Raw genomic sequence first — 9,422 nt, 5'->3', positions numbered from 1 at the left:
GCCTCAGATTTTAGTCTCTACCAACCATACCGCTATGTAATTATCTTTGATAAAACATTAGGACACGAAATCGCTAGAGCAAAAGTCACTAATGAAGTAGTTCGGCCGGATGTGCAACATGTTTACCCTAACTTACATGACGCTAATGAAAGTGGCTTTTCAGTCACCTTTATGGATCTTCCTGCATATAATCAAGGCCATACCTATCAATACGTTTTACGCTTCTCTAATCAAGAAAATGGTGAAGGAAAATATACTGACACTTGGTCAGGGTATTTCCACGGAAACGGTCAAAAGTATAACGGACTTATGAACGAGAATGGGCAAGTTTATTTTTACCGTGATGGATATCGTCAAACTGGTCAACAATACTACAATAACCACTACTACTACTTTGACGAAGTAACTAATGCCATGGTTACAGGACTTAAATACATTTCAAATCAAAATAAAACTGTCTACTATGCAAGCAATGGCCAATTGCAGTATGGTGAAATTCACGTTGGTAACATTACTTACTATGCAGATTATGGCTCTGGTGCTATCAACGGAGTCTTTAACAACGCAGAAGTTATTGGACAAAATCCAGAACTTCCCACTGGTTGTGAAATTACAGCCGTAACCATGATGTTAAAATACGCAGGCCAAAACGTTAATAAAGTTCAGCTAGCTAACGAAATGCCTCGAAGTAATAATGGAGATTACGGCTTTGTCGGTAACCCATTTAGTGTCACTGGTTGGTGGGTGTTTCCTACCGGAGTTGCTCCTGTCGTAAATAATCACCTAGGAACTAGTCAAGTAATGACTGGAGCAAGCATGGCAAGTATTCAAGATAAATTACTCCATGGTCACTTAGTAGTCGTCTGGATGGGTAATATGAATGGATTTATTAATCATGCCGTCACCCTAACTGGTTACAGAAATGATATTCTTTACTACAATAACCCATGGACAGCCCAAAAAGAAAGCATGACTGTCAGTCAATTTTATTCTCATTGGAATGCCGATAAACAACGCGCGTTGAGTTACTAAAGCGAAATCCCTACAGGAAATAACCTGTAGGGATTTCTGCTATTTAATGATTAATTTTAAGTATCTAGCCAGTGCATCTTGCCAAATAGGCAATGGTTCAAAGCCATTTTCTACTAACTTACTCTTATCCAAACGACTGTTAAATGGACGTGCTGCTTTAGAAGCACCATATTCTGCCGTGGTTACAGGAGTTACAGTTACATTCTTACCTGCTTGCTTGAAGATTTCCGTCGCGAAATCTGCCCAGGAAATGTAACCACCTTCATTGGTTGCGTGGTAGTAACCATACTTTTCCGTTTCAGTCATATCAACCAATAAACGTGCTAAGTCGTAAGTATAGGTTGGAGTACCAATTTGATCAGATACCACCGTTAAAGTATCATGATTTTCTGATAATTTAAGCATGGTCTTAATGAAATTAGCACCATTAACTCCAAAGACCCAAGCAATCCGCACGATAAAGTACTTATCTAAGGTCTTAGAAACTGCCAATTCACCTTCAAGTTTTGTTTGGCCATAGAAGTTTAGTGGTTGATAGTTTTTATCATCAGCTTGCCATGGTTCTTCACCTTGACCGTTGAAAACATAATCCGTTGATAAGTATACCATCTTCGCATCAACTTTTTTCGCTGCATCCGCAATATTTTGCGTCCCGTTAACATTAATCGCGCGAACTAGATCTTGCTTATCTTCATCTTCAGCAGCGTCCACTGCCGTCCAAGCTGCACAATGAACAATAACATCAGGGTTAACGTCCGCAATTACCTTTGCCACTGCGTCAGCATCAGTAATATCCATCGAAATATATTCTGCTTTAGTTACATAAGAATCATCTTGAATACCAGCATATTCGGGTGCTAAATCGGTGCCAACACCAACATGACCGCGCTTATTCAATTCATTCATTACATCATGACCTAGTTGCCCGGCCACGCCTGTTACAAAGTATTTCATTACATTGCCTCCTAAAACGAACCCTCGGTTTTAAGCCGAGGGGTTTCATTATTGTCCATTCTTTGCGTACTTAGCTTCAACGGCTTCTTTTTGAGCTTTCCACCAATCTTGATTTTCCGTGTACCAAGCAATTGTTTCTTTGAGTCCCTTAGAAAAATCAGTAAATTGTGGTTCCCAACCTAATTCGTTCCGTAACTTACTTGCATCAATTGCATAACGTAAATCATGACCAGGACGATCCTTAACTTGATCATAGGCATCTTGAGGTTGCCCCATGGCTTCTAAGATAGCTTCAAGAACTTCTTTATTGTTCTTTTCACCGTCAGCACCAATTAAGTAAGTTTCACCAATTTTACCTTTAGTCAAAATAGTCCATACGGCAGAAGAGTGATCATTAGTGTGAATCCAGTCACGCACATTCTTACCTTCACCGTATAACTTAGGCCGAATACCTGATAAAATATTAGTAATTTGACGTGGAATAAACTTTTCAATATGTTGGTAAGGACCATAATTATTCGAACAATTTGAAATTGTTGCTTTCAAACCAAAGGAACGTACCCACGCCCTTACTAATAAATCAGAAGCTGCCTTAGATGATGAATAAGGACTAGATGGACGGTAAGGGGTTTCTGGCGTGAATTTTTCCCCTGGGCCTTCACCATGCCCTGGTAAATCTTCACGTAATGGTAAATCACCGTACACTTCATCTGTTGACACGTGGTGGTAACGTACATCATACTTACGGCAAGCGTTAATTAACACTGAAGTCCCGACAATATTAGTTTGAATAAATGGTGTTGGGTCTTCTAATGAATTGTCATTGTGGCTTTCTGCTGCATAATGCACCACAGCATCTGCCTTTTGAACTAATTCATCAACAAGCTTTTCATCACAAATATCTCCGACTACTAGTTCAACACGGTCAGCAGGTAAACCTGCTAAGTTTTCCTTGTTTCCTGCATATGTTAGCTTATCTAAAACTGTTACATGCACTTCAGGGTGATTGTTAACTACGTAATGAACAAAATTTGAACCGATAAAACCGGCCCCACCGGTTACAATAATATTTTTGTACTCAGCCATGGTCTCCTCCTAAATTTCACCGTAAACAAACGGATTATCTTTTTCAAATTCGGTTAAAGTTGGTTGTTTAGCATCCTTTTCAGAAGTGATTGCTTTATCTAAATCAATTGGCCAATCAATGTTTAATTCTGGTGTCTTGAATGAAATACCACCATCAGCTTCAGCATTGTAGTAGTTATCACATTTGTAAAGGAAGTTAACATTATCCGTTAAAGTCACAAAGCCATGCGCAAAACCCTTAGGCACTAAGAGTTGGCGGTGGTTACTTGCAGAAAGAATGTAGCCTTCCCATTGCTTGTATGTAGGTGAACCTTTACGTAAGTCAACAATCACATCTAAAACCGCTCCGGTAACAACCCGAATTAACTTAGTTTGAGCTGCTTCACCACGTTGGAAGTGAAGCCCACGTAAAACACCAGCTTGAGTAGATAAAGAATGGTTATCTTGAATAAAGTTAAAATCAATCCCGGCTTCCTTAAAATCACGGTCAGAGTAACTTTCCGTAAAAAAGCCCCGGTGATCGCCGAAAACATCTGGTGTAATCAACTTCACATCTTGTAACTTTGTTTCTTTAACAACTAATTTACCCATTTTTATTTATCCTCCTCGGCAATACGTAACATGTATTGTCCGTAATCGTTCTTCTTTAAAGGTTGTGCTAATTCAACTAGGCGTTCTCTAGAAATCCATCCCATTCGGTAAGCAATTTCTTCTAGACATGCCACCTTCAAATTTTGGCGTTTTTGAATCGTGGAGATAAAACTAGCAGCCTCTAACATGGAGTCATGCGTCCCGGTATCTAACCAAGCATAGCCCCGTCCCATAAGCTTCACATCAAGTTTACCACGCTCTAGGTAAGCCTTATTAACATCGGTAATTTCTAGTTCACCACGTTCTGATGGTTCAAGATTTTCAGCAATCTCAACCACGTCGTTGTCATAGAAATATAAACCTGTAACTGCATAATTACTCTTAGGTTGGGTAGGTTTTTCTTCAATTGATAAAGCATGCATCTCTTCATCAAATTCAACCACTCCAAAGCGTTCTGGGTCATTAACATGGTAACCAAAGACCGTTGCCCCGGATTCTTTTTTAGCAGCCTCTTGTAATTGTTTAGATAAGCCATCACCATAGTAAATATTATCACCTAAAACCAAGCAAACCGAGTCATCACCAATAAACTCTTTACCTAAAATAAAGGCTTCTGCCAAACCATTAGGTGCATCTTGCACTTTATATGATAAATTAATTCCAAAATCAGAGCCATCCCCTAATAACTGTTCAAATAGAGGTGTGTATTCCGGAGTCGAAATTACTAAAATGTCTTTAATCCCTGCCAGCATCAAAGTTGATAAGGGATAATAAATCATGGGTTTATCATAAACAGGAATTAACTGCTTAGAAATTCCTTTTGTAATTGGATAAAGTCTAGTGCCTGAACCACCAGCTAGTATAATACCTTTCACATCTAACATTCCCTTCTAGAAAGTCTCACACTACTATATTATCTTACAAAACGAGTATTGGTACAAGATGTTCATTAATTTAAAAATAAAAGAATCCCAAGTTAACTTGAAATTCTTATCTTCTTTTAATATATATTAGATACCATTCTCCGAGATATTGGCGGTAACGTGGGAAACAATCCCAATATGTTACTAGCCTTAATCCTATAAAAGGATTTTTTGTACAATAAAATTTTCTTCTTATATTTAACCAATTATCATTCCTTCTAAGAACAGATAACTGATTTTCTTTATTTCCTGATACATCTTTCGCTAAATAGGCTTTTAATGTATCATTAAAACTTTGAGCTGATTCAATCCACTTTTTCTTTTCTTTAACAGTTTTTAAGTCCTTACTTTCTTTTGCGAATGCACTTGTTTTATGATTCCGCCATTTAATTAATGAATCAGTGTAGATATACAAACTATCTGCAAAAATAGCCAAGCGCCATAGCAGTGCATCATGAGCAAAATGCGGTTGCCAATACCTTTTACTAATATCTAATAAGGATCTCCTAATGCAATGCGTGCATCCCGGATTTTGCACCAAAAGATAATTATTTTTTAATTCGACTTTCTCAAGATGTTTGGTATTTTTCCGATAACCTATACGACTCTTACCATTTTCAAAAAATTCCTCATAATTTGAAACCAACAGGGAGATTTCACTATGATTAGACATTATTTTTTCCATGATTTCTAACTTATCTTCACGCCAAATATCATCTTGATCACAAGTAAAGACTAAATCTCCTGTTGATTGCCACATTCCTTCCATGAAATTCCGACGCCATCCTTTATTTTGAGGATTAATCGTCAAATTCCAGGTATTTAAGCCATGCTCTTCGATATAGCTTGTAATTATTTGGACTGTTTCGTCAGTGGATCCGTCATCAAATATCAATACTTCATCAGCCTGACGCTTCTGTAGCCTTAAAGATTCTAATTGTTCTAAAATATATTTTTGTCCATTGTATGTCGACATTACAATCGATAATTTCATACTATTTCCTCTTCATTAGTTTTAAGTAACATCCCCATGCCAATTTATATATTTTAAAGCCACCACTTAACATATAGTAGCCTATCTTATCACGTTTAGGGACCATAGGGTCTGAGAAAATACTTGCTCTATTTTCCCGCAAATATTTTAAAATTTCTTCACGACTTTTCAAATCTTCAGGAGTACTTACATTCAACATCTGATTAAGAGTACTGAAACGCGCATACACTTGACGTCGCAAAACCGCCTCTTTCAAGTCAGGATACTTTCTACCCACATAGGTCGCCATTTCATCGGTCATATCCAACAAGTCCAACTTACGTTCATTGAATTTCGAAGTTGTAATTGAGTCATCACGTAAAACATAATTATATTTCGGAAAAAAACCACATTCAACGATATCACATTGCGCAAATAATAGGTACGTAGTTGCTATATCCTCAAATAATTTTCCTTCAGGAAAACGAACATTACGGTACAAAGATCGATGTGTTAATTTAGCATACGCACACGTATCAACCAAATTATGGTAACACATCATCTGGATAGCCTCTTTACCTGATAAAGTTGCATAAGTATCATTGCCACAACTTTTAGTCGAACCAGTTGCTAAATAAACATTATTCAATGAACATAATGCCATTTTTGCTTGAAAATTACTTTTTTCGAGTAAGTGATACATAAAATCTATATAATCATTTTCTAGATAATCATCTGAATCAACAAAAGTAAAGTACTCACCAGTTGCAATATCCATACCATTATTTCTAGCATTCGATAATCCACCATTTTCTTGATGAATAACTTTGATTCTTGAATCCATATGCGCATAATCATCGATAATCGTTCTGGAACTATCTGTTGAACCATCATCTACCAAAATAATTTCTATGTTTTGGTAGGTCTGTTCAATAATCGACTTTAAACACTTAGGTAAGTATTTTTCAACATTATAGATAGGCACAATAACTGATACCAATTTATCTTCCATAAACCTAGTACGCCCCATTCGTCTTAAAAATACTAATTATATTTTTTGTTAATATTTTTATATCAAACCAAAAAGAGGCATTTCTTACATAATAGAGTTCTACCTCACAACGCTTAGGATAAGCAATCTCACTTCGGCCTGAAGCTTGCCAATACCCCATTGCACCCGGAGTTACAGATAAAAATTCATCAACTCGATCGCCATATTCCTTAAGCTCTTCTTCAACTACAGGACGAGGACCGATTAAGGTCATATCGCCTTTTAAGATATTTAAAAATTGCGGTATCTCATCTAAAGAACTCTTTCTTATAAAACGACCAAACTTAGTTATTCTCGGATCTTTATCCGGTGGTAGCTTATAACTATTTTTAACGTATAGGCTATGCAATTCTTTGTTCTTTCTTAACCGCTCTTCTGCATCAACCACCATTGATCTATATTTATAAATATAAAATGGCTTATGATTTTTGCCAATTCTTCTTTGACGGTAAAATACCGGACCTTTATTACTTCCAAATTGGTCAATTATCCAAACAATCAGTGTGATTGGAGCTACAAAAATCAAGGCACATAGAGATACTACAATATCTACGAAACGTTTAAAAATCAAATAACAGTGATTTGATTTACTTTGCATTTTCTCACTCCTTACTCCCACCAATAAATTTTCTTTGTAAAAACTTTATGATTTTTTTGATCCAATGTTGCTTTCCCATAAACATGACTGGAACTTCAACATAATTTATATTATTTTTTTCAACCCAAACATCTAATAGGCGCTCACTCAAAAAGCCAAAAACTCGTTGATTATATGCCGAATAAGTTGAAATATCAATTCTATTTTCAACTTCCTCTAAAACATCTATCACCCATTCGGTATAGCTGTCAAAAATAGGTGCTTTAGCTATTAACATATTAAACTTATGTCCAACTTTCTTAGCCATCCACTTATCAAAGATATCCAAATAATCTGGATATTTCTCTTCTAAGACTGAACGTAACACCTTTAAATCTTCTTCATTATGAGCGTGAGCATATTGCTGCCAGTTAGTTTCAATATAGTAGTTTCGCTTATTAGGCAAAATCATATCGTACTGGTTCATAAGTTCATCTAAGGTTGCTTCTGACATAATATCACGATACTTTTTTTCAACAGACAAGAAAAAATTTTTCTTTCCGTTAGAGAAGAAACGTCGATAGTGAACTAAACCTTTCACGTCTGCTTGACGATTATTAGCAGCCCAGTACTGTCCTGTTAGTTCACAATAACTTTTATTCTTTTCAGAAATATTTACACCTGTGTTATCACGTAAATAACCATTAAAATTCTCAAGGCTATTTCCCACCTGTAACGGATAATACATGTCATCACCTGGCATTTTTGCCTTTTTATGACTTATTACGTAAACTTCATTTTTCAAGGATAACTCCTCTACTTTCATTTTGCTTTTACTATTTTTACAATAACTTTATAAAAATCATTGTATCATTTTTTATTAAATATATAAAATACCATTATGATTTTACTATAGTTCCTAGCTAATTTCTACATTTAATAGATTATAACTTTCTAACATACACCAAAAAATGTCGTATTTAGTGCGTGGTGCTAGTTGATTGGCAAGTCATAGACCCCTAAATTGTACATCAATAAAGAAACTTCAAATCTAGTTTGAAAACCTGCCAAAGAACGGGCACGATTCTTTTCGATGTCGTAATTACTGCTTAAGATCGAAAAACAACGCTCTATCTTACCTCTACAGAGAATTAAATCGTAATTATTTTGCTCCTTTGCACCCTTCATATTAGAGCAATATGGGGTCAAATTATAGCCTAAATCCTTGGCATGTAGCCTTCACCAATATAGCCCATATCCGCAAGGATATTCTTGCATGGACTCTCAGCAATTAGTTCAGGTGCTACCCTTACATCATGAATTGATGCTTTGGTGATACTGTAATTCAGAACTATACCTGTAGCTGATGTCATTACATGAGCTTTAAAACCGTAGAACTTTACGTTCTTTGTCGTATTTTTACCGACATCTGCAATATCCTTGAAAACTTTTGTGGTGTACCGTCTATGTGACACTGATAAAAGCATCGGGAAGCTATCTATAATGGCAATGTCAGCTCCAGGTCCGCTAATTTCAACTAATCTGCGACGCATCATAGCAAGCACCGGTAAGAGTTGACAAGAACTCCGATTAAAACGTGAATGGCTTGGCTTAATAATGTCTTTTCTGGGAAAGACATCCTAAATACCCGATAAAATTTACGTTGTGAATTAACACCAATTGCATTTTGGTAAAGCATGAGTGTCAATACCTCAGTATCGGAATTTCTAAATGACTGTTCTTACGAGATTTTAAGTTAGTGGGACATAGGTTGACATACAAGAAACGAGCAATTTTCTCAAAATACTCAAAATTTCCTCGTAATGTCGCGCGTTTTTCTTTAAAATTTAAGTGGTCTAACATGGTATGTAACAACTCCTATAGTTTGGTCACTTAAGAGTTTACACCATGTTAGACTTTTTGTCTTACAATTTTTAACTAGCACCACGCACGTATTTAGTTTAATTCAAACGAAACTACCTAATAATATGAATGTTTTTTTCTACTAAATATGAATTTGATGTTATCAATATCAATGCATTAACGTACTTTCTCTGATAAACGTGGTAATAGATTTCATGGGAAGTTCCTCTTACGTCAACTAATGTCTGTACCTAATCTGAATAGTCTAAGCGACTTTCACATATAAAGTTAAAAATTAGGTTAGGAAAAAGCTTGAATGTAAGCACCCTATAACACCCCCGTATTAATTATCGGGCAATCTCTCTGTATACT

Annotated in this window: 11 protein-coding genes; 1 reads left to right on the top strand and 10 read right to left on the bottom strand. The window is 36.1% G+C overall.

The genetic code is table 11. The features are described from left to right. On the top strand, nt 1–1,032 hold a 1,032-nt coding region (locus tag FC36_RS10720; protein ID WP_191978611.1), incomplete at its 5' end, for a C39 family peptidase. 39 nt (nt 1,033–1,071) lie between these two features. Here FC36_RS10720 and rfbD read toward each other — a convergent pair. The 10 genes from rfbD to FC36_RS10675 all read right to left on the bottom strand — a co-directional run bounded on the left by rfbD (nt 1,072) and on the right by FC36_RS10675 (nt 8,743). After that, nucleotides 1,072–1,986, bottom strand: a complete 915-nt coding sequence (gene rfbD, locus FC36_RS10715) for a dTDP-4-dehydrorhamnose reductase (protein ID WP_025021442.1) — start codon at nt 1,984–1,986, stop codon at nt 1,072–1,074. Between the two features lie 48 nt (nt 1,987–2,034). Beyond that, nucleotides 2,035–3,072 (bottom strand): dTDP-glucose 4,6-dehydratase, encoded by a 1,038-nt coding sequence (gene rfbB / locus FC36_RS10710; RefSeq protein ID WP_056986939.1) that lies wholly within the window; start codon nt 3,070–3,072, stop codon nt 2,035–2,037. 9 nt (nt 3,073–3,081) lie between these two features. Continuing rightward, nucleotides 3,082–3,663: a dTDP-4-dehydrorhamnose 3,5-epimerase gene (gene rfbC, locus FC36_RS10705; protein ID WP_025021441.1), complete on the bottom strand. Its 582-nt coding sequence runs from the start codon at nt 3,661–3,663 to the stop codon at nt 3,082–3,084. Nucleotides 3,664–3,665: 2 nt separating this feature from the next. Then, nucleotides 3,666–4,538, bottom strand: coding sequence for a glucose-1-phosphate thymidylyltransferase RfbA (rfbA, locus tag FC36_RS10700; protein ID WP_056986936.1), 873 nt, complete (start codon nt 4,536–4,538; stop codon nt 3,666–3,668). Nucleotides 4,539–4,653: 115 nt separating this feature from the next. Further along, nucleotides 4,654–5,580, bottom strand: a complete 927-nt coding sequence (locus FC36_RS10695) for a glycosyltransferase (protein WP_025021440.1) — start codon at nt 5,578–5,580, stop codon at nt 4,654–4,656. A 1-nt stretch (nt 5,581) separates the two neighbouring features. Continuing rightward, complete coding sequence (locus FC36_RS10690; RefSeq protein WP_025021439.1) at nt 5,582–6,571, bottom strand: glycosyltransferase family 2 protein; 990 nt, start codon at nt 6,569–6,571, stop codon at nt 5,582–5,584. Nucleotides 6,572–6,575: 4 nt separating this feature from the next. Continuing rightward, a complete protein-coding gene (locus tag FC36_RS10685) occupies nt 6,576–7,208 on the bottom strand; it encodes a sugar transferase (protein WP_025021438.1) in 633 nt (210 codons plus the stop codon). A 4-nt stretch (nt 7,209–7,212) separates the two neighbouring features. Continuing rightward, complete coding sequence (locus FC36_RS10680; protein ID WP_025021437.1) at nt 7,213–7,992, bottom strand: DUF4422 domain-containing protein; 780 nt, start codon at nt 7,990–7,992, stop codon at nt 7,213–7,215. A gap of 188 nt (nt 7,993–8,180) precedes the next feature. After that, nucleotides 8,181–8,375: a transposase gene (locus tag FC36_RS12740; RefSeq protein ID WP_369384730.1), complete on the bottom strand. Its 195-nt coding sequence runs from the start codon at nt 8,373–8,375 to the stop codon at nt 8,181–8,183. 29 nt (nt 8,376–8,404) lie between these two features. Next, entirely contained in the window at nt 8,405–8,743 is a 339-nt protein-coding gene (locus tag FC36_RS10675; protein WP_081782000.1) for a transposase, read from the bottom strand. Nucleotides 8,744–9,422: the final 679 nt, after the last annotated feature.

The sequence above is a fragment of the Ligilactobacillus equi DSM 15833 = JCM 10991 genome (genome assembly GCF_001435735.1).
In the GTDB taxonomy this organism is placed as follows: Bacteria; Bacillota; Bacilli; order Lactobacillales; family Lactobacillaceae; genus Ligilactobacillus; species Ligilactobacillus equi.
The sequence above is the reverse complement of the archived record's forward strand: the minus strand, read 5'-3'. Positions and strand labels throughout refer to the sequence as shown.